At 68.9% G+C, this 24,479-nt stretch carries 18 protein-coding genes and 2 pseudogenes; 10 read left to right on the top strand and 10 right to left on the bottom strand.

Annotation, left to right across the window (positions count from 1 at the left end; translation table 11 throughout):
• Positions 1-28 precede the first annotated feature (28 nt).
• From FHR32_RS24370 to FHR32_RS24360, 3 genes are all read left to right on the top strand, one after another.
• On the top strand, positions 29-697 hold the full coding sequence (locus FHR32_RS24370) for an amino acid ABC transporter permease (RefSeq protein ID WP_184756836.1): 669 nt from the start codon (positions 29-31) through the stop codon (positions 695-697).
• Positions 694-1,590, top strand: a complete 897-nt coding sequence (locus FHR32_RS24365; RefSeq protein WP_184756835.1) for an amino acid ABC transporter permease — start codon at positions 694-696, stop codon at positions 1,588-1,590. The genes FHR32_RS24370 and FHR32_RS24365 overlap by 4 nt, the downstream gene beginning before the upstream one ends.
• Before the next feature lie 223 nt (positions 1,591-1,813).
• Positions 1,814-3,694, top strand: coding sequence for a S9 family peptidase (locus FHR32_RS24360; protein ID WP_184756834.1), 1,881 nt, complete (start codon positions 1,814-1,816; stop codon positions 3,692-3,694).
• A 1-nt stretch (position 3,695) separates the two neighbouring features.
• Here the strand turns inward: FHR32_RS24360 and rny are convergent, their stop codons facing one another.
• From rny to recA, 3 genes are all read right to left on the bottom strand, one after another.
• Positions 3,696-5,315, bottom strand: a complete 1,620-nt coding sequence (gene rny / locus FHR32_RS24355; RefSeq protein WP_184756833.1) for a ribonuclease Y — start codon at positions 5,313-5,315, stop codon at positions 3,696-3,698.
• Positions 5,316-5,734: 419 nt separating this feature from the next.
• The gene (gene recX, locus FHR32_RS24350) at positions 5,735-6,511 is read right to left on the bottom strand and encodes a recombination regulator RecX (protein ID WP_184757802.1); all 777 of its coding nucleotides are present in this window, start codon (positions 6,509-6,511) and stop codon (positions 5,735-5,737) included.
• A gap of 105 nt (positions 6,512-6,616) precedes the next feature.
• Complete coding sequence (recA, locus tag FHR32_RS24345; protein WP_184756832.1) at positions 6,617-7,720, bottom strand: recombinase RecA; 1,104 nt, start codon at positions 7,718-7,720, stop codon at positions 6,617-6,619.
• A gap of 247 nt (positions 7,721-7,967) precedes the next feature.
• Here recA and FHR32_RS24340 point away from each other — a divergent pair, with 247 nt between their 5' ends.
• Complete coding sequence (locus tag FHR32_RS24340; protein WP_184756831.1) at positions 7,968-8,270, top strand: hypothetical protein; 303 nt, start codon at positions 7,968-7,970, stop codon at positions 8,268-8,270.
• Positions 8,271-8,311: 41 nt separating this feature from the next.
• Here FHR32_RS24340 and FHR32_RS24335 read toward each other — a convergent pair whose 3' ends face one another.
• The 4 genes from FHR32_RS24335 to FHR32_RS24320 form a co-directional block, all read right to left on the bottom strand.
• Positions 8,312-8,506 (bottom strand): DUF3046 domain-containing protein, encoded by a 195-nt coding sequence (locus FHR32_RS24335; RefSeq protein ID WP_184756830.1) that lies wholly within the window; start codon positions 8,504-8,506, stop codon positions 8,312-8,314.
• 123 nt (positions 8,507-8,629) lie between these two features.
• A complete protein-coding gene (locus FHR32_RS24330; RefSeq protein WP_184756829.1) occupies positions 8,630-9,751 on the bottom strand; it encodes an alginate O-acetyltransferase AlgX-related protein in 1,122 nt (373 codons plus the stop codon).
• 78 nt (positions 9,752-9,829) lie between these two features.
• On the bottom strand, positions 9,830-11,266 hold the full coding sequence (locus FHR32_RS24325) for an MBOAT family O-acyltransferase (protein ID WP_184756828.1): 1,437 nt from the start codon (positions 11,264-11,266) through the stop codon (positions 9,830-9,832).
• Positions 11,267-11,806: 540 nt separating this feature from the next.
• Positions 11,807-12,295, bottom strand: a complete 489-nt coding sequence (locus tag FHR32_RS24320) for a VOC family protein (protein WP_184756827.1) — start codon at positions 12,293-12,295, stop codon at positions 11,807-11,809.
• A gap of 334 nt (positions 12,296-12,629) precedes the next feature.
• Here FHR32_RS24320 and FHR32_RS24315 point away from each other — a divergent pair, with 334 nt between their 5' ends.
• Both FHR32_RS24315 and FHR32_RS24310 read left to right on the top strand, forming a co-directional pair.
• Positions 12,630-17,471 (top strand): ATP-dependent helicase, encoded by a 4,842-nt coding sequence (locus tag FHR32_RS24315; protein ID WP_184756826.1) that lies wholly within the window; start codon positions 12,630-12,632, stop codon positions 17,469-17,471.
• 222 nt (positions 17,472-17,693) lie between these two features.
• Positions 17,694-18,053 (top strand): annotated as a pseudogene (locus FHR32_RS24310) (transposase); the annotation flags it as partial.
• 41 nt (positions 18,054-18,094) lie between these two features.
• On the opposite strand, the pseudogene FHR32_RS24305 reads toward FHR32_RS24310, so the two are convergent.
• Positions 18,095-19,746, bottom strand: a pseudogene (locus FHR32_RS24305) (ISAzo13 family transposase).
• Positions 19,747-19,847: 101 nt separating this feature from the next.
• Here FHR32_RS24305 and FHR32_RS24300 point away from each other — a divergent pair.
• A complete protein-coding gene (locus FHR32_RS24300) occupies positions 19,848-20,633 on the top strand; it encodes an IS701 family transposase (RefSeq protein ID WP_221466185.1) in 786 nt (261 codons plus the stop codon).
• A gap of 534 nt (positions 20,634-21,167) precedes the next feature.
• Here FHR32_RS24300 and FHR32_RS24295 read toward each other — a convergent pair.
• Together FHR32_RS24295 and FHR32_RS24290 are read right to left on the bottom strand one after the other, a co-directional pair.
• The gene (locus FHR32_RS24295) at positions 21,168-21,506 is read right to left on the bottom strand and encodes a hypothetical protein (protein WP_184756825.1); all 339 of its coding nucleotides are present in this window, start codon (positions 21,504-21,506) and stop codon (positions 21,168-21,170) included.
• A 426-nt stretch (positions 21,507-21,932) separates the two neighbouring features.
• A complete protein-coding gene (locus FHR32_RS24290) occupies positions 21,933-22,193 on the bottom strand; it encodes a transposase (RefSeq protein ID WP_184757801.1) in 261 nt (86 codons plus the stop codon).
• A 263-nt stretch (positions 22,194-22,456) separates the two neighbouring features.
• Here FHR32_RS24290 and FHR32_RS24285 point away from each other — a divergent pair, with 263 nt between their 5' ends.
• The 3 genes from FHR32_RS24285 (at position 22,457) to FHR32_RS24275 (ending at position 24,359) form a co-directional block, all read left to right on the top strand.
• A complete protein-coding gene (locus tag FHR32_RS24285; protein WP_184756824.1) occupies positions 22,457-22,717 on the top strand; it encodes a hypothetical protein in 261 nt (86 codons plus the stop codon).
• Between the two features lie 205 nt (positions 22,718-22,922).
• Complete coding sequence (locus FHR32_RS24280) at positions 22,923-24,017, top strand: glycosyltransferase family 4 protein (RefSeq protein WP_184756823.1); 1,095 nt, start codon at positions 22,923-22,925, stop codon at positions 24,015-24,017.
• Between the two features lie 9 nt (positions 24,018-24,026).
• A complete protein-coding gene (locus FHR32_RS24275; protein WP_184756822.1) occupies positions 24,027-24,359 on the top strand; it encodes a hypothetical protein in 333 nt (110 codons plus the stop codon).
• Positions 24,360-24,479 lie beyond the last annotated feature (120 nt).

The raw sequence follows: 24,479 nt of genomic DNA, 5'->3' as shown, positions 1-24,479 counted from the left end.
GCCGCTTGCCGTCCCCTGGTGGAGCACGATGGATGAACTGATCAAATACGCGCCAGCCCTGCTGGGCGGTTTCCTGCACAATGTGCAGCTCTCTCTGGTCTGCGCGGTCCTGTCGCTGGTTCTCGGCACGATCCTGGTGTCCATGCGGGTCTCGCCGACGCCGGTCCTGCGTGCCGCCGGAGCAACCTACGTCAACATCGTGCGGAACACGCCGCTCACCCTGGTGCTGGCCTTCTCCGCACTAGGTCTCAGCGACACCCTCGGGCTGAGCTTCTCCAAAGAGCCGAGCAGCAACGCCTTCTGGCTGGTGGCGCTGGGATTGTCGGTCTACACGGCGAGCTTCGTCTGCGAGGCGTTGCGCTCGGGCATCAACACGGTGCCGCTGGGGCAGGCAGAGGCGGCCCGCGCGATCGGGCTCACCTTCTTCCAGTCCCTACGAATGATCATCCTCCCGCAGGCCTTCCGCGTGGTCGTGGCCCCGCTGGGCAGCGTCATGATCGCCATGATCAAGAACACCACCGTCGCGATGGCCGGCGGCTACCTGGCGGACTCGGCGTTCGTCATGAAGGACACCTTCGACCAGACCGGGGCGTCGATCCCCATCTTCCTGGGAGTCATCGTCGCGTTCATGGTGATAACCCTGCCGATCGGCTTCTTCACCGGCTGGCTGGCCAACCGGCTGGCGGTGGCCCGATGAGCTCCCAGGCCAGCGTCCTGTTCGACGCGCCAGGACCGCGCGCGCGGCTGCGCAACAACACTCTGACCCTGCTCTCAGCGGTCGGGCTGGCGGCGATCGCCTACTTCGTCTACGCCAGGTTCGACGCGAAGGGGCAGTGGGACGGCAAGATCTGGAAGCCGTTCCTCGAATCCACCACCTGGGTGGACTACATCCTTCCCGGGCTGGGCGGCACCCTCAAGGCCGCGGGACTCGCCGCGGTCTTCGCGCTCGTCTTCGGCGCGGTCTTCGGCCTGGCCAGGCTCTCCGACCACAGGTGGGTCCGGATTCCCGCGGGCGCGGTCGTCGAGGTCTTCCGCGCGATCCCGCTCCTGCTACTGATCTTCTTCATCTTCTACCTCGCCCCCAGCGTGCTGGGTGGCGGCGACTACGCTTTGTTCGCGCTCGTGGCCGGCCTGACCCTCTACAACGGGGCGGTGCTGGCGGAGATCGTCCGGGCCGGAATCCGCTCGGTGCCCAGGGGACAGTCCGAGGCCGCTTACGCGATCGGTCTCCGCAAGGGCGGCGTGATGCGGCTGGTCCTGCTCCCGCAGGCCGTCACCGCGATGATGCCCGCGATCGTGAGCCAGCTCGTCGTGCTGCTCAAGGACACGGCACTCGGCTACATCATCGCCTACGTCGACCTGCTGAACATGGGCTTCAAGATCATTCCCGCTGTCAACTTCGGGTCGCTCATTCCGGCCGCGATCGTCATCGGGATCATCTATGTCGGCCTCAACATGACACTCAGCGCCGTGGCCACCCGGCTGGAGAAGCGCAGCCGCCGCAGCCGTAAAACCTCGGCCCGGCCGATCGTCCCGCCCGGAGCGGTCGCGGTCCCCGGCGCCACAGGCGGTGTGTCCGCGGTGGACTGACGCGGCTCCGCGCCGGGACGGGCCGCCGGTCACGGTGGGCCCGTCCGGGTTCTGTCCGATGGTGATCCACCCGTCAGGGGTGGATTGCCCAGGTTCCGTCCGAGGGCGGTCACCGGTCGCGGTGGCCGCCCTCCGGCTTCCGGGAAACCCCGGGTCATCGCATGTCACGCCGGATGCGCGCCATACCGACGACAGGCGGCGGGTTATCGGGCAGGATTGCGCCATGTCCCCCGAGCAGGTCGTCCTGCCGTACGCCACCTGGCCTTCGCCGATCTCCAGCACCGGGGTGGCCCGGTCCGGGCTGCGCCTGGGATTTCCCACCGTGCTCGGCGAGGAGGTGTGGTGGACCGAGGACCGTCCCGCGGAGGGCGGCCGGACCACGATCATGCACCGAGGCGCCGACGGCGCGCACCGGGAGCTGCTGACCGCGCCGTGGAGCGCCAGGACCCGGGTCCACGAGTACGGCGGGCGCTCCTACGCGGTGGTCCCCGGCGGAGGCGTGGTGTTCGCCAATCTCACCGACCAGCGCCTCTACCTGCTGCCTCCCGGCGGGAAGCCCCGGCCGATCACCCCGCAGCCCGAGCGGCAGGCCTGGCTCCGCTACGCGGACATGATCGTCCACGACGGACAGGTCTGGTCCGTCCAGGAGCGGCACCACGACGACGGCGGGATCAGTCGCTCGATCGTGTCCGTCCCGCTGGACGGCGGCGAGGCGCCGCGCGAGCGGGTCAGCGGGAGCGACTTCTACGCCTGCCTCGCCATCTCCCCCGACGGTGAGCATCTGGCCCACATCTGCTGGAACCACCCCCGCATGCCGTGGAACGGCACCGAGCTGCGGGTCACCCGGCTGGCCGACGGCTCCTCCTGGACGGTCAGGGGAGGTCCCTCCGAATCGGTGCTCGCCCCGCAGTGGCGTGACAACCAGCACCTTTATCTGATCTCCGACTGGTCGGGCTGGTGGAACCTCTATCAGGTCGGGATACACGGCACGTCACTCCGGGCGCTCCACCCCGTGGAGGAGGAGTTCGCCGGGCCGCTGTGGCAGCTCGGCGCCTCGCCGTACCAGGTGCTGGCCGACGGGCGGATCGCGGTCCTGCACGGGCGGGGAGACCTACGGCTGGGCATCCTCGACCCGGCCGGCGGTGTGCTGGCCGACCTGGAGGTGCCCTACGACGGCTGGGACGCGGTGCTCGCCTCGGACGGGCACGTGCTGGCCGGGATCGCGTACGGCACGGCGGTGCCCCGGTCGGTCGTCCGGGTGGACACCGTGACCGGGCAGGCGCGGGCGCTCCGCCGCGACGTCGACGCGCTGCCCGACGCCGCCTACCTGCCGCGCACGCGGGCCGTCGAGGTCGGGGGCCGGTCCGGCCGCCGAGTGCACGCGTTCCTCTACCCGCCTTCGAACCCGAAGGCCCGGGGCGACGGCGCCCCGCCATACGTCGTGTTCGTCCACGGTGGCCCCACGGGACACAGCACGGGCGCGCTCGACCTGGAGAAGGTGTTCTTCACCAGCCGGGGCATCGGCGTGCTCGACCTCAACTACGGCGGCTCCACCGGCTACGGCCGCGCCTACCGTGACCGGCTCCACGGCCAGTGGGGCGTGGTCGACGTGGAGGACTCGGTCGCCGCGGCCGAGTGGCTGGCCGCGACGGGCCTGGCAGACCCGGAACGGATCGCGATCCGGGGAGGAAGCGCGGGTGGCTGGACGGTGATGGCGGCCTGCTGCGCGTCCGGCGCGTTCGCCGGCGGGGTCTCCTACTACGGCGTGAGCGCGCTGGCCTCGTTCGTCGCGACGACCCACGACTTCGAGTCTCGCTACATCGAGTGGCTGGTGGGTCCCGCCGACCCCGTCCTCTATCGCTCACGCGAGCCTCTCGGGCAGGTCGCCGGGGTGGACTGCCCCATGCTGCTCCTGCAGGGCCTGTCCGACCCGGTGGTCCCCGCCGCCCAGTCGCAGGCCTTCGCCGACGCCCTGGCCGAACGCGGCGTCCCGTGCACCTACCTCACCTTCGAAGGCGAGGCTCACGGTTTCCGCCGCGCCGAGACCCGCAGCGCGGCGCTGGCCACCGAACTCGCCTTCTACCAGCAGATCTTCCGGCGCTGAATCAGCGCGCGAACTCGGTGGCCCTGGACTCGCGGACGACCGTGATACGGATCTGACCGGGGTAGGCGAGCTCCTCCTCGACCTGCTTGGCGACATCGCGGGCGATCACCTGGGCCTGGATGTCGTCGACCGAGTCGGGCTTCACCATGACCCGGATCTCCCTGCCCGCCTGCATGGCGAAGACCTTGTCGACGCCGTCGTAGGAGGTGGCGATCTCCTCCAGACGCTCCAGCCGCTTGACGTAGGCTTCCAGCGACTCGCGCCGGGCGCCTGGGCGTCCGCCGCTGATGGCGTCGGCGGCCTGGGTCAGGACGGCCTCGACGGTCTTGACCTCGACCTCGTTGTGGTGGGCCTCGATCGCGTGGACGACGTCCTCGTGCTCGCCGTACCGCCTGGCGATCTCGGCGCCGATGAGCGCGTGGCTGCCCTCGACCTCATGCGTGAGTGCCTTGCCGATGTCGTGCAGGACCGTGCAGCGCTTGAGCAGCATCGAGTCGAGTCGCAACTCGGCCGCCATGATCCCCGCGATGTGGGCGGACTCCACGAGGTGGCCGAGCACGTTCTGACCGTAGGAGGTGCGATAGCGGAGCTGGCCGAGCAGAGTGATCAGCTCGGGGTGCATCTCGGTGATGCCGAGCTCCATCAGCGCGTCCTCACCGGCTCGCACACAGAGCTCCTGGACCTCGGTCTTGCTGCGCTCGTGCGCCTCCTCGATCCGCTGGGGGTGGATGCGGCCGTCGAGGACGAGCTTCTCCAGCGTCAGCCGGGCGGTCTCACGGCGGACCGGGTCGAAGCACGACAGCAGCACCGCCTCCGGTGTGTCGTCGATGATCAGGTTTACCCCGGTGGTCGACTCGAATGCACGGATGTTACGGCCCTCGCGGCCGATGATGCGCCCCTTCATCTCGTCGCCGGGCAGATGAAGGACGCTGACGACGGACTCGGCGGTCTGCTCGGTGGCCACGCGCTGCACGGCCAGCGTGACAATCTTGGTGGCCCGCTTCTCGCCTTCCTTGCGGGCGTCGGTCTCGATCTCCCTGACGATCAGTGCGGCCTCACGCTTGGCCTGGTTCTCGATCTCCCGGACCAGCTCCGCCCTGGCCTGCTCGCCGGTGAGACCGGCCACCCGCTCCAGGATGGCCTTGCGTTCCTCGGCGACCCGTTCGAGGTCCTCCCGCCGGTCTGCGAGCTGGACCTCCGTCTCGGCGAGTTTGCGTGCCCGGTCGGCCTGGCGCCCGGCCTCCTCATCGAGGCGCTGTTCGCGCTCGGCCAGCCGGTTCTCCCTGCGTTCCAGGTCGGACCGGAACTCCTTGAGCTCGTACTTCAGCACCCGGTTTTCGGCCTCGGCCTCCTTGCGCAGCCCGGCGGCCGCCTCGACGGCGGCTTCGGCCCTGCGCAGGATCTCCTCCGCGTCGCGCTGGGCCTTGACGCGGATCTCGGCGGCCTCGTGTCTGGCCTCCTCCAGCGCGGCCTGGATCTCGGCCTCCTGCTCAGGAGAGGGACCGCTCATCCTCCCGCTCACTCCACCGGTGCGACGCAGCAACACGATCAGCGCGGCTGTCATCACCACGGCAAGAACCGCAACCGCTCCCGCCAATATGACGATCACAACCGGATCCATGCGCGCTCCGCCTTCCTCGCGTCGCAGATATCAGGCACGCGAGGGGTCACACGCACGGCACGGAATGTCCAAGTGCTGGCGTCACCAGGACAGATATGAACTCAGGCCCGCCACCGCGCCGGCTGATCGCGCCGCCACGGCGTCTACCCGCATCCGTCTAGCTTGCTCGTCCGTAATTCACCGTTATGACAATCCGCACTGCGCGGAGTAACTCCTCACTGCCGTCGAGATTAGGCGTCAAAGAAGTAACGGGCAAGCAAAGAAGCCTTGGGGATCGGCTAAACATGAAGGTTGGGGTTTCTTCACTCACCATCTCCGGCAGAGCACGGTGAATCGCCGATCTCTTGATCCCATCCGGGCCTGCCGGCACGGGACAGCACTCGCCCGGACGGGCCACACGCACCATCCCGGCGTATTTCTTACTCGTCGTACGGGTAATCCGGCTCTGCCGAAAATGCGGAATTTTCCGCCTCTTCGCTCTCAAGTGCCTCACGGACCACGCGGAAGGCAAGGCCGGGACCGTATCCCTTGCGGGCGAGCATGCCGGCCAGCCTCCGCGTCCTGACCGCCGACTCCAGACCGCGGGTCGACGAGAGCTTGCGCGCCACGAGCCTGCGGGCCGTCTCCACCTCCTGCTCGGGGTCGAGCTGCTCCACCGCCTCCTTGACGGTGTCCTCAGCCACCCCGCGATGACGCAGCTCCGAGGCGAGCGCCCTGCGGGCAAGACCTCGCCCGGAGTGGCGCGAGCTCACCCATGCCGCGGCGAACGCCTCGTCGTCGATGAGCCCGACCTCGGAGAACCGCTCCAGCACGGCCTCGGCCGCCTCGTCGGGCACCTCACGCTTGCGCAGCGCCTCGGCGAGCTGGGCACGGGTGCGCGGCGCCATGGTCAGCAGCCGCAGACAGATCGCCCGCGCGACGGCCCGCGGATCCGTTGTTGGCCCCTGACTCGCCGGAGAACCATCGACCGGCCCGTCGGGCAGGCTCCCCGGAGCGGAGCTCCGGGACCGCTTACCCCCGCGCCGGGACCCACGCCCGCCCCGGCCTCGGGATTCCGCGCCAGAGCGGCCTCCCGACCCGTATCCGGAGTCGTCAGACGGGGCGGAACCGCTGCCACCGCCCGCGACGGAGTCTTCCCACGCATCAGGCTGATCCTGGCGCGAACGCCGCGACCGGCTACCTCCTCGCCTGCCCATCCCGGAGGAATCGGCCTCCGGGAGATCCGGCCAGGCCCCCCAGTCCCTTGGTCCGGCCGCGTCAGCCGGACCGGAGTCAGATCCCGTCGTCATCGGTCAACCGGCTCAGACGTCACCCGGCTTGGGAGTGGCCGCCTTGGAACCGCGACCGGATGCGGCGGCCACCGGGACGGAGGCCGGAGCCGCAGGCGGCGGGGTGGCCGGGGTGTCGAGGCGCGGGCCGATGCCGAGCTTCTCCTTGATCTTCTTCTCGATCTCGTTGGCCATGTCGGGGTGGCTCTTCAGGAAGTTACGGGCGTTCTCCTTGCCCTGCCCGAGCTGGTCGCCCTCGTAGGTGTACCAGGCGCCGGACTTGCGGACGAAGCCGTGCTCGACACCCATGTCGATCAGGCCGCCCTCACGGGAGATGCCGACGCCGTAGAGGATGTCGAAGTCGGCCACGCGGAAGGGCGGGGCCATCTTGTTCTTGACGACCTTCACCCGGGTGCGGTTGCCGACCGCCTCGGTGCCGTCCTTCAGCGTCTCGATGCGGCGGATGTCGAGGCGGACCGAGGCGTAGAACTTCAGCGCCTTTCCACCCGTCGTGGTCTCGGGCGAACCGAACATGACGCCGATCTTCTCGCGGAGCTGGTTGATGAAGATCGCGGTGGTGCCGGTGTTGTTGAGCGCGCCGGCGACCTTGCGCAGCGCCTGCGACATCAGGCGGGCCTGGAGGCCGACGTGGCTGTCGCCCATCTCGCCCTCGATCTCGGCCTTGGGCACCAGGGCCGCGACCGAGTCGATGACCAGCAGGTCGACGGCGCCCGACCGGATCAGCATGTCGGCGATCTCCAGCGCCTGCTCGCCGGTGTCGGGCTGGGAGACGAGCAGCGCGTCGGTGTCGACGCCCAGCTTCTTGGCGTATTCCGGGTCGAGGGCATGCTCGGCGTCGATGAACGCCGCGATGCCGCCGGCCTTCTGGGCGTTGGCCACCGCGTGCAGGGCGACGGTGGTCTTACCCGAGGACTCGGGACCATAGACCTCGACGATGCGGCCACGAGGGAAGCCGCCGATGCCCAAGGCCACGTCGAGGGCGATGGAGCTGGTCGGGATCACTTCGATGGGCGCGCGGGTCTCGTCACCGAGGCGCATGACAGAGCCCTTACCGAACTGACGCTCGATCTGGGCCAGCGCGGTCTCAAGCGCCTTCTCGCGGTCGTTAGCCGCCATGGGAGCCCCCTGAAGGGTCGCGGGTTGAATCGGTTGCCAGAAAGCTACGGGGTGCCACCGACATTTTCTGAACAGCACGCCACGGGTGGCGGCGTGTCCAATATAGCCGAACGACTGTTCGATCGTGGCTCAACGGCATCACGTGTTCCAGGGGCGGCGCAGGCCACAGAAGACGGCGGACCCCATCCTGGAAGCGACATTTCCGGGCGTTCCCCCAGACATGTTGTCACCGGACTGACCTGCGGTGATGCTGAAGGCAAACGATCCCGAGGTGCCCGACGTGACCACCGCGTTCGCCCGGCAACGCCTGGCCCACCTTGAGTCCCTGGCCGCCGAGCTGCCCGGCCGGGGGCTGGTGGGCCGCATGCTCGGAGCCGGAGCCCCCGTGCTCTGGGTGTGGCATCCGGACAGTGGGAGACAGACGATCGTCTTCGCCAGCCCGGCGGGGGACGGCTGGCTCTTCCTGTGGTCCCCGGACGGCCAGGAGAACACCGAGGACCCCGGGCGCGTGGCCGATCTGGTCGGGAAGCTGCTCACCGGCACGCCCTAGACCGGACACGCCGGTCGGACCGGCCCGGCGCCGACGGCCCGTCAGCGCAGCCGGGCGGGGACGTCGGACACCCCGCACACGGCCCGCCAGACTTCCTTGGCAGCGATGCCGTCGGCCAGCGCCTGGTTCACCGTCCGGCCGCCGAGATCGGCGATGACGTAGTCGCGGGCCCACGACTCCGCGTACGGGTCACCGAAGTGCAGTCTCATCCGGCTCCAGAACTCCGACAGGCGCATCCTCCAAGTGTGGCCCCTCCCCGTCGTGCTCATGACCGGCGGACTCGCGCCCGGGACGTCCCGGGCGGGCGATGGCCGCCGGGCCGGTGGCCTTCTTTTTGTGACGCAGACTCCAGTGGAGACTTATCGCAGCGCTCTGTCGATCGCGGCGAGGGTCGCGTCGTCCAGCATCTCTCCGTGCCCACCGACGAAATAGCGCTCCACCATCTCGAACACCACCGTTTCGCTTCGGGCGATCTTCTCCGCGACGTAGTCCGGTCCCGCTTTGGCGGACGCGTCACTGCGCATATAGGTCAGGTTCGCGAAGTACGGCGTCACCCACGACAGTGAGTTACGGGTGAACGAGTCACCGATGAGCAAGGTTCTGGGCTTGAACAGCGGGGCTCGGGTCGACATGTTGGCGGTGACGAACGACAGGGGCATCTGCCCGTCGTCCTGCCGGACCCGCTTCACGCCGTCTCGAACCAGTGTCCACTGGTCGATGGTCTCCTTGCGCGGTGTGCCGAGCATCGTGCCTATGTCGCCCTCCCGGACCATCTGCCCGGTCTTGACCAGCCGGGTGCCCTGTGAGAGGCCGGGGTCGAGCGCCCGAGCCAGTTCCGTGCCGTACAGCCCGCCGGAACGCTCGTTCCAGTGGCTATCGGTCCGCCAGTACGCGGAAGCGCCGGACTCCTGTTGCAACCGCTCCAGAGGCCCGCGGAGATCCATGTACCCCGGCAGGCGTGCCGCCTTCAGCGCGGCCCAGAATTCCTGCTTGCGCTTTCTCAAGCACGCCTGACCGAGGAAGCGCGCCGGCAATCTGCCGGGATACACCGTGGTCTTGTCCGGCGCCACAGTGAACACAAAGCGCCTGCCGGACTTCCGTACGATCTCGGCCAGCCTGCGCGTCCGGTTCAGAGTCTCGGTGATGCTCCAGCGTGGTCGGCACGCCTCGATCACGTCGTCTCCGAAGTAGAGCCAGCCATCGCGACCCTCGATCACACGGGGATATGTAGGTTTCTTTCCCGTGTTGTACGACGGTGACTGGCCGAATATCCCTTCGGATATGGAGACGTTGCCACGCACGGCGTACTGCCGCAACGGCAGGTGGGCCACGGCCCACGCCTCGGCCTTGGGGATGAATTCCCAGCCGTCCGACAAAGCGGGCAAGTCCGGCAGCTTCCGGTTCTCGATCTCGACGGCCCGGTCGCCCACGGCGAAGGCCAGCGCAGGCCCGAAGAAGAACAGCCCCGCCGCCAGCAGCATCGGCAGCCGCCGCGGACGGCGGACCTGGATCCGGGGAGTCGTCGGTTCGGTCTCGACAGCGGTCAACGGCGGCCTCACTCAGAACTGGTAGTACAGGAAGGGGCTGAAGGTGCCCGCGGCGACCAGCACTGCGGCATAAGGGGCGGCTACCCAGGTCATCACGGTCCGCACCGCCGTCACCGCACGGCCCTGACCCGACTGGATCAGCGGGCCGAGCGCGCGCGAGGCCGGGAGCAACACCACGGTCAGTGCCAGCGCCAAAGTGAGCGTCCGCTGGTGGTTGAGCGCGAACGCGGCGAACTCGTCCAGCTCCCCCGGCCGCCAGGTGAACATCGCCTGGAGCACGCCCGTCGCCTCGGTCATGGTCTCCGCGCGGAAGAACACCCAGCCCATCACGACCAGCAGGAAGGTCACGGCGCGACGCAGCACCGTGGCCAAGATGGTGCGGGGCGGGCGATCCCAGCCCAGTAGCCGTTCGACGACCAGAAGGCCGCCGTGATACAGGCCCCAGACGAGGAAGGTCCAGTTGGCACCGTGCCAGAAGCCGCAGAGCACGAAGATGATCAGCAGGTTGCGGTAGGTGCTCAAGGTGCCGCCGCGGTTTCCGCCGAGCGGGATGTAGACGTAGTCGCGAAACCAACGGGACAGGGACATGTGCCAGCGTCGCCAGAAGTCCGTTACGGAGCATGCCGAATACGGCCGGTTGAAGTTCTCCGGAAGCCGGAACCCGAGCATCATGCCCAGGCCGACGGCCATGTCGGAGTAGCCGGAGAAGTCAAAGTAGATCTGGATGGTGTAGGCCAGCGCCGCCAACCAGGCGGTCGGAGTGTTGATCTGACCACCGGCGTGGGCGAACGCGGCGTCCGCGACCGGAGCGATCGTGTCAGCGACGATCACTTTCTTGGCCAGGCCCAGGGCGAAGCGGGGGAACCCGGCGACGAAGTCGTCATACCTGTCACGGCCGGTGTCGGCGAGCTGTTCGGAGATCTCGTGGTAGCGGACGATCGGTCCGGCGACGAGCTGAGGGAACATCGCGATGTAGGTGATGAACTGAACCAGGCTCTTCTGCGCGGGCCTGCTGTGCCGGTAGACATCCACTACGTAGGAGAGGTGGTGGAAGGTGAAGAACGATATTCCGATCGGCAGGGCCAGATTCACGATCGGACTGTGGCCCAGCCCCAGCGCGCTCGACACGGCGTCGATCTGCCGGCTGGCGAATCCGCCGTACTTCCATATGGCCAGGATCGCCAGGTCCCACCCAACCGCCGCGATCAGCACACCCCTGCGGGCCCGGGGTCGTTCCAGCAGCCGTACGGAGTCGATCACGAGACCGGCGACGTAGTTGACGACGATCGCCGAGAGCAGCAGCACGGTGTACGGCCCCGCACCCCAGGTGTAGAAGACCAGGCTGACCACGGCGACGAGGGCGTTCCGCCAGCGCGACGGGAGCAACCAGTAGACCAGCAGCGTGGCCGGCATGAAGAACCACAGGAACAGGGGGGAGGAAAACGACATCGGTGTCCTGGATCGGAGATGGGAGACGGCCGGACCGGGCCTCGCGGGAGGCGGGCGCGCACGGCCGGGCGGGGGACGATCGCCTGGCTGATCCCGGGCCCTCGCGAGCCGGCGCCGCCGGGCGGGCAGGTGTTCAGCCTGGAATCCGCAGGCCTTTCCCAACTGCATAACATGCGGTCAGCCAAAGACGGCCCTGAGCGGATCCTATTGTGCCGGGATGCCGGTCAAAGGCTTCCGACGGTAACCTGGCCCCACCATACCCCCGATAATTACATGACATGCTGAATCAGCATGCTACCGAAGATGGCGCCATCCGATGGATAATCGGCTACATCCACGGACGTGGCGTATGAGTTTCCCCAGCTAGATAGCGTGGCACCATGAAATGAGGACGGCCATCGCGTGATCTGTGAGTGTGGCAGGTAGCACTTCACCAAGAGAAGTGGGCAGGATCGGTCACCGAAGGCGCGCGCCTGGCCCGTTGGCTGGAGTCGGCGCGCCAGGTCGCCTCCGCGCCCGCCCGGTCAGCGCCGGCCCTGGTCAGAGCATGTGGGAGCCGTACATCTCGCCGAGCGGGTCGGCGAGCAATTCCAGGCGGGCTCCGTCGGGGTCCCTGAAGTAGATCGACGCGCCGCTCTCGATCTGGTGCGACACGCCCGCGGCCTCCAGCTTGCCCCGTAACCGCTCCCAGGTCGACGGGTCCACGGAGATGGCGATGTGGTGGAGCCCGCCGAGAACTTCCTTGTAGGGGCCGAGATCCAGGCCCGGGAAGTCGAAGAAGGCCAGCAGGTTGCCGTTTCCGACGTCGAAGAAGAAGTGGTTCGATCCCCGGTAGTCGCGGTTCTCGAAGATCTCCGTGAGGGGGAACTCCAGGAGATCCTGGTAGAAGGCGATCGTCGTCTCCACGTCGGAGGAGACCAGCGCGAAGTGGTGCAGGCCCCTCGCGCTGCTCGGCGGGCGGCGCTGCCGCAGATGCTCCGTTCTGATCCGCTCACGTGCCGTCTCCACGGCCGGGTGGTCGATGCTCATCGCTGGCTCACCGCTCAATGCGTCGGATGTTCGTCTGGTCTCTATCTCCGTGATGGGACCCGGTGAACCTTCCCCAGCCGTCACGCCATGGTGGCGAGGACCTCCTCCACGATCTCCATGAAGGTGCCGGTGCGCCGGACCAGCACCACCGGCAGCTCAGGCTCCCGGATCAAACGAGAACCGCTCTCATGGAGGAGAGGACCAGGCGCTCGTCATAGCTGCGCACCCGAGGCGCATACGGACAAAACAGTTAATAGGCGGCTCGGACACCTTGATGGTGCTTTTCTCCCAACCGTAGGCCTCCGTCCCATGGGCGGATTCTGTCGGTGGGGCAATGCACTATGGAGCCGTGACCGGATCAGCGCTCGACCACTTCAGCCCTGTGACCAGGGGCTGGTTCACCGGAGCCTTCGCCTCGCCCACCGCCGCCCAGGAGGGGGCGTGGGCGTCGATCGCCCGGGGGGACAACACTCTCGTGGTCGCGCCCACCGGCTCCGGCAAGACGCTGGCCGCGTTCCTGTGGTCGCTCGACCGGCTGGCCGCCGAGCGCGCGGCCGCGACAGGCGGGCCCGCCGAGAACACCGCGGGCGGACGGGGGCGCTCGCGTGAGGACGACGTCCCCGCGGGGCGGTGCCGGGTGCTCTACGTGTCGCCGCTCAAAGCCCTCGCGGTGGACGTCGAGCGCAACCTCCGGGCGCCACTGGCCGGAATGCGGCAGACCGCGCGGCGGCTCGGGCTCGCGGTGCCGGAGATCTCGGTGGCGATCCGCTCGGGCGACACCTCGCCGCAGGAGCGGCGCCGCTTCGCGGCCAGGCCGGCGGACATCCTCATCACCACCCCGGAGTCGCTGTTCCTGCTGCTGACCAGCCAGGCCCGTGAGGCGCTGCGGGGCGTGGAGACGGTCATCGTCGACGAGGTGCACGCCGTGGCCGCCACCAAGCGCGGCGCGCACCTGGCCCTCAGCCTGGAGCGGCTCGACGCCCTGCTCCCCGAGCCCGCGCAACGCATCGGCCTGTCGGCGACGGTCCGGCCGGTGAGCGAGGTGGCCGCCTTCCTCGGCGGCTCCCGCCCCGCGACGGTGGTCCAGCCGCCCTCCGAGAAGGAGATCGAGATCGAGGTGGTCGTTCCGATCGAGGACATGACCGAGCTCGACGGCGCCCCGCGCCCGCCCCGGCCCGACGACGACGAGTGGCTGGTCGAGCCTCCGGCCCGGCGCTCCATCTGGCCGCATGTGGAGGGGCGGCTGTTCGACCTGATCGGAGACCACAGCTCGACGATCGTCTTCGCCAACTCCCGGCGGCTGGCCGAGCGGCTGTGCACCCGTCTCAACGAGCTGGCATGGGAGCGCAGGACCGGCGGGGCGGAGCCGTCGGAGCCGGTGCACTGGGCCGAGGGCTTCCCCGCGCCGCCGGCGTCCCTGTCCACCCCGGCGGCGATGATGGCGCAGGCCGGTGCCGCCAAGGGAGCGGTCCCGGAGATCGTGCGGGCGCACCACGGATCGGTGTCGAAGGAGGAGCGCTCCCAGATCGAGGAGGCGCTCAAGTCGGGGCGGCTGCCGGCGGTGGTCGCGACCTCCAGCCTGGAGCTCGGCATCGACATGGGCGCGGTGGACCTGGTCGCCTGCGTGGAGTCGCCGCCGAGCGTGGCCAGTGGCCTGCAGCGGATCGGCCGGGCCGGGCACCAGGTGGGGGCCGTCTCACGGGGCGTGATCTTCCCCAAATACCGGGGTGACCTGGTCCAGACGACCGTGGTGGCCGAACGGATGAGAAGCGGGGAGATCGAGGAGCTCCGCTATCCGCGCAACCCCCTGGACGTGCTCGCCCAGCAGATCGTGGCCATGACCGCCCTCGACGAGTGGACGGTCGACGAGCTGGAGACCCTCCTGCGGCGTGCGGCTCCCTACCGGACGCTTCCCCGCAGCGTGCTGGAGGCGACGCTCGACATGCTCGCGGGGCGCTACCCGAGCGAGGAGTTCGCCGAGCTGCGCCCGCGCATCGTGTGGGACCGGGTCACCGGCACCCTGCGGGGACGGCCCGGGGCCCAGCGGCTGGCCGTGACCAACGGCGGCACGATCCCCGACCGGGGGCTGTTCGGCGTCTTCCTGGTCGGGGAGAAGTCCTCCCGGGTCGGTGAGCTGGACGAGGAGATGGTCTACGAGTCCCGGGTCGGTGACGTGTTCGTGCTGGGCGCGACCTCCTGGCGGATCGAGGACATCACGGCCGACCGGGTGCTGGTCTCCCCCGCGCCCGGACAGCCGGGCAAGCTCCCGTTCTGGCACGGCGACAGCGCAGGGCGCCCGGCGGAGCTGGGCAGGGCGATCGGCGCGTTCCTCCGCGAGATGTCCGGCGCGGGCGCGGGCGCCGACTCCGGCGTCAAGCCGGGCCCCGGTGGAAAGGGAGACCACCGCGACGATTCCCGGCCGGGCGCCTCCGCGCGGAGCGGCCTGAAAACCGGCTCCGCGGAGCGGGGAGGTCCGGTGCCCGGCTGCGTGGATCCGGGTCCCACCGAGCGGGAGGATCCGGCGCGCAGAGGCGCGCTGGAGCGGATCAGGGCGGCCGGGCTCGACGAGTTCGCCGCGGCCAACCTGCTGTCCTACCTGGCCGAGCAGCGAGAGGCCACCGGATATGTGCCGGATGACCGGACACTGGTGGTCGAGCGGTTCCACGACGAGCTGGGCGACTGGCGGGTCGTGGTGCATTCACCGTACGGAGCGCGGGTGCACGCGCCGTGGGCCCTGGCCATCGGGCGGCGGCTGCGGGAGCGCTACGGCGTCGACGTCCAGGCCGTCCATTCCGACGACGGGATCGTGCTGCGCATCCCCGACACCCTGTCCGGCCCCCCGTCGGACGTGGCGACCTTCGACGCCGAGGAGATCGAGCAGATCGTCACCGAGGAGCTCGGCGGGTCGGCGCTGTTCGCGGCGCGGTTCCGGGAGTGCGCGGGGCGGTCCCTGCTGCTCCCGCGCCACACTCCCGGCAGGCGCACTCCGCTCTGGCAGCAGCGGCAGCGGGCCTCGCACCTGCTGAACGTGGCCGGCCGCTACGGTTCGTTCCCGGTGGTACTGGAGACGATGCGCGAATGCCTGCAGGACGTGTTCGACGTCCCGGGGCTGGTCCAGCTCATGCGGGATATCTCGGCGCGGCGGGTGCGGCTGGTCGAGGTCGAGACCTCCCAGGCGTCGCCGTTCGCGGCGTCGCTGCTGTTCAACTACGTCGGCGCATTCATGTACGAGGGGGACGCCCCGCTGGCCGAGCGCCGCGCCCAGGCGCTCGCACTCGACACGAGCCTGCTGGCCGAACTGCTGGGCCAGGCGGACCTGCGCGAGCTGCTCGACCCCGATGTGATCGCCGACACCGAGCGCGAGCTGGCCCGGCTGGACCGGTCGCTCCGCGACGCCGAGGACCTGGCCGACCTGCTCCGTTCGCACGGCCCCCTCCTCGCGGCCGATGTGAGCCTGCGCGAGGGTGACCCGGCCTGGCTCGCCGATCTGGAGAGCGCACGGAGAGCGATCCGGGTACGGGTGGCCGGACAGGAGCAGTGGGCGGCGATCGAGGACGCCACCCGGCTGCGCGACGCGCTCGGCGTGCCGCTGCCGGTGGGGGTGCCGCACGCCTTCCTGGAGCCGGTGGACGACCCGCTGGGCGACCTGGTCGCCCGGCACGCCCGCACCCGCGCTCCCTTCCCGGCCGACACGGCCGCCGCCAGGTTCGGCATCGGCCCCGCGGTAGTCACCGACACGCTGCGCCGCCTGGCCGCCTCCGGCCGGGTAGTGAACGGGGAGTTCAGGCCGGGCGGCCGGGGAGAGGAGTGGTGCGACGCCGGGGTGTTGCGGATGCTGCGCCGCAGGTCCCTGGCCCGGCTCCGCAAAGAGGTGGAGCCGGTCTCCCCCGAGACCCTGGCCGCCTTCGCCCCCGCCTGGCATGGCATCACCGGCAGTCCGCAGCGGGGCAGGCCGCCCATCGACGCGCTGGTCGGCGCGGTCGAGCAGCTCCAAGGCGCGGCGGTGCCCGCCTCCGCGCTGGAGACGTTGATCCTGCCCTCGCGGGTGCCCGGATACGATCCGTCGCTGCTGGACGAGCTGACGTCCTCCGGGGAGGTCGTCTGGGCGGGACAGGGATCTCTCCCAGGCGGGGATGGCTGGGTGGCTCTGTACTTCGCCGACACCGCCCCCCTGCTGATGCCCGAACCGCTGGAGATCACCATGACACCGCTGCACGGGGCGGTCGTGGAGGTGCTCGGCGGCGGCGGGGCGCTGTTCTTCCGGGAGTTGGCGAGCCGGGTCGGCACCCTCATGACCGGCGTGATCCCGGACGACGCGGCGCTGGCCGCCGCCGTATGGGACCTGGTGTGGGCCGGGCGGATCACCGGTGACACCCTCGCACCGCTGCGGGCCACGCTCGGCACCGGCCGTCCCGCTCATCGTCCGGCCGCGACGCGCAGGCGGCGGCCGGTGCTGCCCACCCGGAGCGGGCCGCCGACCGTGGGCGGTCGCTGGTGGCTGCTGCCGCAGGCGGCCGGCGATCCGACCCAGCGGGCGCACGCCCAGGCCGAGGTGCTGCTGGAGCGGCACGGCGTGGTGACGCGGGGCGCGGTGACCGCAGAGCGGCTGCCCGGCGGGTTCGCCGCGATCTACCAGGTGCTCCGCGCCTTCGAGGAGAGTGGCCGGTGCCGCCGGGGCTACTTCGTCGAGGGGCTGGGCGGCGCCCAGTTCGCCCTCCCCGGAGCCGTCGACCGGATGCGCGCCACCGCCGCGCCATCGGGTGACGGCGCACCCGACCCGTGGAGCACCCGGAAACCGGACGGAAACGGCCGGCGGGCGGTGGTGCTGGCGGCGGCCGACCCGGCCAACCCGTACGGCGCGGCCCTGTCCTGGCCCGCCCACCCCGGTGAGGTGTCCCACAAGCCGGGCCGGAAGGCGGGCTCCCTGGTGGTGCTCGTGGACGGGCACCTGGTGCTCTACGTCGAGCGCGGCGGCAAGACCCTGCTGTCCTTCACCGACGGCGACCGCCTCAGGCCCGCCGTGGACGCGCTGGCCCTGGCCGTCCGCGACGGCGCCCTCGGCAAGCTGACCGTGGAGCGGGCGGACGGCGCCGCCATCAACGACTCCCCCCTGGGCGCCGCCCTGGAGGAGGCCGGGTTCCACCCGACTCCGAGGGGACTGCGCCTGCGCGCCTAGGGACTCCTCTCCGCCGGCGGCGGCGTCACCGGCGGAACGCGGTGGCGTGGTCAACGACGAACCGGGCAACCTGCGTTCCGCAGACGTGTGTGCGGCATAGTGCATGCATCCTTGGGGTGAACTGCGGAAATGCGTCGACGCGCGCTGATTCGGCGTGTCACTAGTAGGGCTTGGTTACCTCGGGTAGGGGACGGTATGTCACCTGTTTGGGGGTGAGGGAAGATGACCCCTCAAGAACTCGAGGCCGTGCGGGCGCGGCTGGAGACGTTTGCCGCTGAGATGTTCTCCGGTTTCGCCCGTGCTGATCAGCGGCGGTGGGGCGAGCGGTATGTGCGCGGCCTGCTGACCGATGGAGCGCGTAAATCGATGGAGCCGATGGCGGCCCGGCTGGGCGTGGACCGCCAAGGGCTGCAGCAGTTCTGCACCGATGCCCCCTGGTCGCATCAACTGGTGCTGGCCGAGCTGGCCTGGCGGATGGATGCGGCGATCAACCCGGTGGCATGGGTGGTCGATGATGTGTCCTTTGTCAAGGACGGCGATGAGTCGCCGGGGGTGGCCGCGCAGTACTGCGGGGCGCTGGGGGCTTGTTCGTGAATAACTGTCAGAGTTGATCTGCGGGGCAGTCATCGGCGGACGTAATACGATCTTGCAGTTGCTCGAGCGTACGTGCGGGCGATCCGGGGATCGGCGTGACGGAGATTTTGTGCAGGTCGAGGATCCGGTGGCCATCTTGGAACTGGTTGGACAGGTTGGTGCGGGTGACGCCCAGCAGGCGGGCTAGGAGGGTGCTGGTCGCGGCCTTGCGGCGACGGAGTAAAGCGGTCAGGAGCCGGTGGAAGTGATCTAGGCTGCTGGTCTGCGGATGGAGGTAGCGGCGCGGGCGGTGGAAACGGCGTTGAAAGGCCGCCTCTGCCAGCGCGTCCCAGTAGGGCTCCGAGATCTGCACCAGGCGGGCGAAGTCCGAGCGCGGCATGCCGGTCAGGGCCGGATCGGTGAGCATCCAGGTCACGTCCGGATCGATCGGTTGGTTGGTCTCGGCTTCTTCGGAAAGTCTGGGAGGGGTGGGGGCCAGGGTGTAGTTCCAGTCGCCGTGGAATGCATCGGGTGTGATCGGCAGGGCATGGAACTCGGCGGGCGTGATGGCGGTGCCCAGTGGGTAGTTGCCGGTGTCCAGTTCGGCGCTGACTCTCAGTCCGGCCTCTGTTGTCGTCGCGGCGATCGTCTCGATGACGACCTGGTAGCTGGTCAGCGGGCGGCCACGCCAGTTGGCGGTGATGTGGCAGAACATCCGGTGCTCGATCTTGTTCCACTTCGAAGTGCCGGGAGGAAAGTGGCAGACCGTGATCTCAAGGCCGCTCTCGCGGGCGAAGTCGTGTAGTTGCTTCTTCCATGTCCAGTAGCGGGGGTTGTTGGAGCCACCGGCGTCCGCGGTGATCAACAGCCGGGTGGCGTGCGGGTGGTCGAGACAACCGCGGCGTCGCCACCAGCGGCGGACGGACTCCACCGCGAACTCGGCGGTGTCGTGATCGGTTCCGACGTTGACCCAGCCGCTGTTGGTGGCGAGGTCGTAGATTCCGTAGGGGATGGCCACTGGCTGGTCGCTGGTGACGAGGGTGTGGCTGTCCACCTTGATCGGGTTCTTTCCCGGTTGCCAGGTACGTCCAGGCCGGTCGCGGTTGCCGAGCCACTCTTTGGCTTTGGTGTCGATGCTGATCACCGGCTGGTCGTCGTCGAGGAAGGCGGCGGCGGTGGCGTTGAGATGGGCAAACTGGGCGTCGCGATCCGGATGCCGGGTGCCTTCGGTGGTCTTGGCCGTGCCCTGCAGGCTGTAGCCCAGGCCGTGCAGCAGGTGGCCGACGGTTGTGGCACCGATCGGATGCTTCTGCGCGGAAAGGGCATGGGCCAGGCTGCGCAGCGACAGCGTGGTCCAGCGCAGTGGGGAGACGGGGTCGCCGCGAGTGTGCGGCTCGATCAGTGACTCAAGGGCCGGTAGCAGGCCGGGGTCGGTGACTGTCAGCGGTTTGCGCCCGGCGCCCGAGGCCCGGATGCGGCGGGTCGGCGCGGGGTGCGTCTCCAGCTCGATGATGCCACGCGCGATGGTGGCGGTACTGATGCCGGAGGCTGCGGCCACCAGGGCAATCCCGCCATGGCCGAGCACGGCGGCCTCGCTGGCCAGGTAGAGGCGACGGCACCGCTCGTCAAGGTGCGGCAGGATCTGCTCGAACTTGGCCCGCAGCTCGGCTGCGGGTACATCTTCCTTCGAAGAGGCGGTCATGCTCCAGCGTCTCACCGTCGACCCGGTCCCGCAGATCAACTCTGACAGTTATTCACGAACAAGCCCTGGGCAAGACCGCGAACTGCCAGGTCGCGCCGAGCGTGCATCTGGTCACCGACGTCGCCTCCTGTCCGGTGAACTGGCGGCTGTTCGTGCCTGAGCAGTGGGATGCGGCCTCGCCGCGGGCAGAGGATCCGGCCGCGGTGACGGCGCGCCGGCGGCGCTGCCGAATCCCCGCCGACGTCGGTCATGTGCCCAAGTGGCAGCTGGCTCTGGACATGATCGACGAGCTGGAGAGTTGGGGGCTGGATCCGCCGTTGGTGGTCGCCGATGAGGGCTACGGCCAAGCCGGGGCCTTTCGCCTGGGCCTGACCGGGCGTGGCATCCCGTACGTGGTGGGGGTGCGTTCCGATACCGCGCTGCTGGGTGCCGGGGCCTGCCGGACCGTCGCGCCGTATCGGGGGACCGGGCGGCGGCCGGTGCCGCGTTATCGAGACAAGCCGCGCTCGGCCCGGCAGATCGTTACTGCCGCCGGGCGGCGCGCGCTGCACACGGTGACCTGGCGGCCCGGGTCCAAGGGACCGCTGCGCTCCCGGTTCGCCGCGCTGCGGGTGCGGCCCGCGGGCCGGATGATCCGCCGTGCCCATGCCGGTGAAGAGCTGCCGGAGTGCTGGCTTTTGGCCGAATGGCCACCGGGCGAGCCGGAGCCGGTCAAGTATTGGCTGTCCACCCTGCCCCGCAGATGGGGGCTGGAACGGACACTGTCGTGGATCTCCCAGCGCCGCCGCTGCGTGCGCGACCACGAGCGCCTATCCGAGCACCACGAAGCCATGGTCCTGTGGGCGATGATCATCCTCATGGGGCGGCGACTCGCACGATCCAACTGACACCGGTTGCCTTAACGATCGGCCTGTTCACTGGCACTGAGTAACGACGCCGCAGGCTTCGCGTCGTGCTGCGGACCGCATCGTTGCTTCCCCTTACAGGGCCTTTGACGCTGGGCTTCGACCCCGCCCGTTTCCAGACGAAGCCGCCAGCCTGCTGCCGGGCCTCCTGGCAGCTACCCGGATCGGACTTCCACCGGCAAGCGACGACGAGCTTACGAACATGCAGATCAGCCGCTATATCACGGCTTCACCTCCAGTTCTGCTGGGCGCACGAGATCGCCTCAGCAGCAAGCGGCCAAGGCAACCAAGAAAACACGAAGGCCCCTAACGACGTAGCGCCTGTTCAGGGGCCTTCGTGCATCTGTGCGGCCGGAGGTACTCGAAACCCCAACCTTCTGATCCGCAGTTCAGGGCAGGCGCCTTGTCGATGACAGCACGCACGGCTCAGGTGGTGGATACGGTGCGATGGAGAGTGACGCCTCGCCAGACGGCTATATAACTCCGGCCCTTAAACCTCTCTAGCGCGGGGCAGCGCTAGAGGCACTTGTTTACCTCTTCCTGGACCTGCTTCTCCTTCGCACCAAAGGCTTTGAAGTCATTGTCGACGTTCACCTTGCCATCAATGATTCCTTGCAATGTGGCCTGGTCACCGTACTTCATCAAGGCACCGACCATACAGTCCATGGTTGAAGCCGGAATATCCTTCGATTCCGGCTTCTCCTTCATCTTGTCGATCAAAGCGGCCTTGTCGATGTTCCCGGCACCAGCACTCCCCGCAGTGCTGTCCCCACCTCCACAGGCAGAGACCGTCGACACCAGGGCCAGAACTGTGAGGGCCATCGCGGCGGAACGAACGACACTCGAAATATGCATAAAAGAACCTTCCGATTGAGGGGGAGGCACGGCGAAAGAACGCCTTGAGGCGTCAGACACCCAACGACGTATCGCAGTGCTTGATCGACCACCGATGCATCAGGAACCCGGCGACAGGCACGCCGGGCGATTTGGCTCGGTGGAGAAACTTGCTGATGATCATAGTACGGAAGCCGTAGATCGTAATCCTTGACTGAAGGTGGCTGGTCCGTAACGCAGGGCAGCCGTCTTATGATCTTCGAGTTGTGATGCAAGAAGATGATCAGGCGGCTGCTGTTGCCATGGTAGGGGTCGAGGCGGCCCGCCGGTGTCTGGATGAGCTCATGGGTTCCATCGTCTGTTGTTTCCGCAGGCGGGAGCCGCGATTGCAGGCCCGCAAGTATGTGCGGGCATTGATGAGTGAAGCCCCCGATGCTCCTATGCTTGTCAAGCGGCGTTCTGAAGATGTTCGCTTGTGCTATTTCTGCTGATGAGGGCCTTGAAAAGCTCGCGGGCGATGTAGCGCTTGAGACAGCGTCGGAGCTCGGCTTTGGACTTGCCGTCGGCGGTGCGGCGCTCGATGTAGGCGCGGGTTGTGGGACACCAGGCCATGCGGGTCAGCGCGATCAGGTGAAGGGCCCGGCTGGCCTGGCGGTCGCCGCCTCGGGAGATCCGGTGCCGGATGGCCTTGCCGCTGGAGGCGGGAATCGGAGCCTGCTTTCCATCCGCCTTAGCAGGCGCGGTAGCGGCGCACGGCGGTGTCGGCGCTCACGTCGAGGCCCCGAACTCCCAGCTGTGTCCCCAGGGGCAAAGTGGCCTAACGAGGTCGATCAGGAATGCCGTCTGAGCTCAGGTGGCGATAGACGATGACTCCGGATCGGCAGCGCGGCAGGCGGATGCGGAGGGCACCTGCCTACAGCGTTCAATACTGGGCAGGTACTCCTTGCGGATTCTGGCGAAAGGAGCCGACCGTGCCTGACAACGTCGTACTGAACATTCGATTTCACCCGGTAGGCGGTGAAGACATCTCCGTGATGAGCGGGGATTTCGACGGGGAGCACGAAGCGTTGGAGGCGATCGCTCGTGCTCTGGACGAGCGGCGCAGCCTGGTGTTGGCCCGGGCGAGATATAACCGTGAGACCAACATGAATGGCCTGGTCATCAACCTGGCCAACGTGGTGTCGGTGCGGGTGTCGAAGACAGACAGCGCCGAGACGGGCCAGTACCTGTAACGGCGGACTTCGCGGCAAACACGCCGGGACCTTCGTCGGCGCCCCGCCCGGGTTGGGCGCGCGGTACCGCCGGCTGGGAGGGATCGTCGATGGCGATCTCGGTCGGCAGTCGACGGGGAGCAGACCAGACGGTCGGCCGCAAGTACACGCGCTCGGGCGGCATCGACATCTCCCGCCTGTATGAGGAGATTGAAGGAGGGCGCCTGTGAAAGCTCCGATCCTCACCGCTCTGGACCTGCCCGCGGCCAGCCCCGGCGGCAGCGTCGAACTGCTGTATGACCTGTATACCGGCGCTGCCCCGCTGATCGACGCCCAAGTGTTCATGCTCAACCCCGAGGCCCCGCACACGGGCGTCCCGGCGGGGGTACATCTGCTGGCCGTGGGCGGCAAATGCCTGGACGGGCCGCTGTTCTGGACCTACGTCGAGAAACTCCGCTACGCCCTCGCCGCACGGATCGACCCGTGCGACGTCGGTGTCGTCCACCTGCAACACCTGGCCTTCGGCGCCACCGCGGCCCTGATCCGGCTGCTGCCCCGCCACCCGCATCTGGCCCTGGTCCACGGAACCGACCTGCTGCTTGCCGCCGCCCACCCCACCCAGCGCCGCGTTCTGCACCAGGCCACAAAAGCCGCCCGCGCCATCGTCGTGCCCACTGCGGCCATGGCCGCCGAACTTCACCGGCTGGCGCCCGACGCCCGCTGCGCCCGCCTCGTGCACATTCCCTGGGGCATCCCCGACCAGCTCCTGCGCACCCCGCCCCGCCCGCGGCCGCGCCGGGAGGGGCCGCTGCGGCTGCTGTACGCCGGCCGCCTGACTCCGAGAAAAGGCGTCGACGTCGTGGCCGCCACGCTGACCGCCATGCCCGGCCTTCACCTGAGCATCGCCGCCCCGCCTGGCGAGTACGCCGCCTGCGCGGCCCGCCTGGCGTGGGCCGGCTGCCGTCCGGCCTATCTCGGCTGGCTGCCCCGCACCGAGTTGTGGCAGGCCTTCGCCGACCACGATGTGCTCATCGTGCCCTCCGTCACCCTGGAGGCCTTCGGCCTGGTTGCCCTCGAAGCCCAGGCCTGCGGCCTGCCGGTGGTGTATCGGCTGGTGCCCGGCCTGACCGAAGTCTTGGCCGAATCCGCGCTGGGCGTCGACCTGGCCGACCTCGGCGCCCTGGCCCAGATCCTCATCCAGCTGCAGACCGACCCGGCCATGCTGACAGACCTGCGCGCCGCGGGCCTGCGCAACGCCGCCCGTTTCCCGCTCAGTGCCACCGCTGCCGCGCTGAACGCGCTCAGCGAGCAGATCGTCTGAGGACATCTCGTGGCCCACCCGCATGACCAGATCACCCAACTCCTTGCCGGCGGGGTGCGCGAGCAGGTGTTCCCCGGCGCGGTGTGGGCCATTGGCGACGCCGACGGCAATGTGGCGTTCTTGGCGATCGCCCGGCAGTACGCCAAGGACGGCAAGCTTCAGGGGATGCTGGAGCACCTTCACATCCCCCACACCGGTTCCGGGGTGCCGGCCAGCGCCCTGGCGACGCGCAAGCCCGCCAAGACGACGGTGGCGGCTCACGGCGTGAGCGTCCTGCCCGGCCGGCAGAAGGTGATCAATATCGTCGTCGCCTCGCGGCCGTGGTTGATACGCCTGGGGTGAATCTGGAAGAGCTGAAGCACGACGTCGACCAGCTACTGCGCGCGGCCGGGTTCCCGCGTGCGACGAAGGAGGAGATGGGCGAGTCTGTCCAGTTAACGGCTCTGTCTCTCTCTTTCGGCT

This window comes from Streptosporangium album, from assembly GCF_014203795.1.
GTDB classification, from domain to species: Bacteria; Actinomycetota; Actinomycetes; order Streptosporangiales; family Streptosporangiaceae; genus Streptosporangium; species Streptosporangium album.
This window is presented reverse-complemented; position numbering and strand designations above follow the sequence as displayed.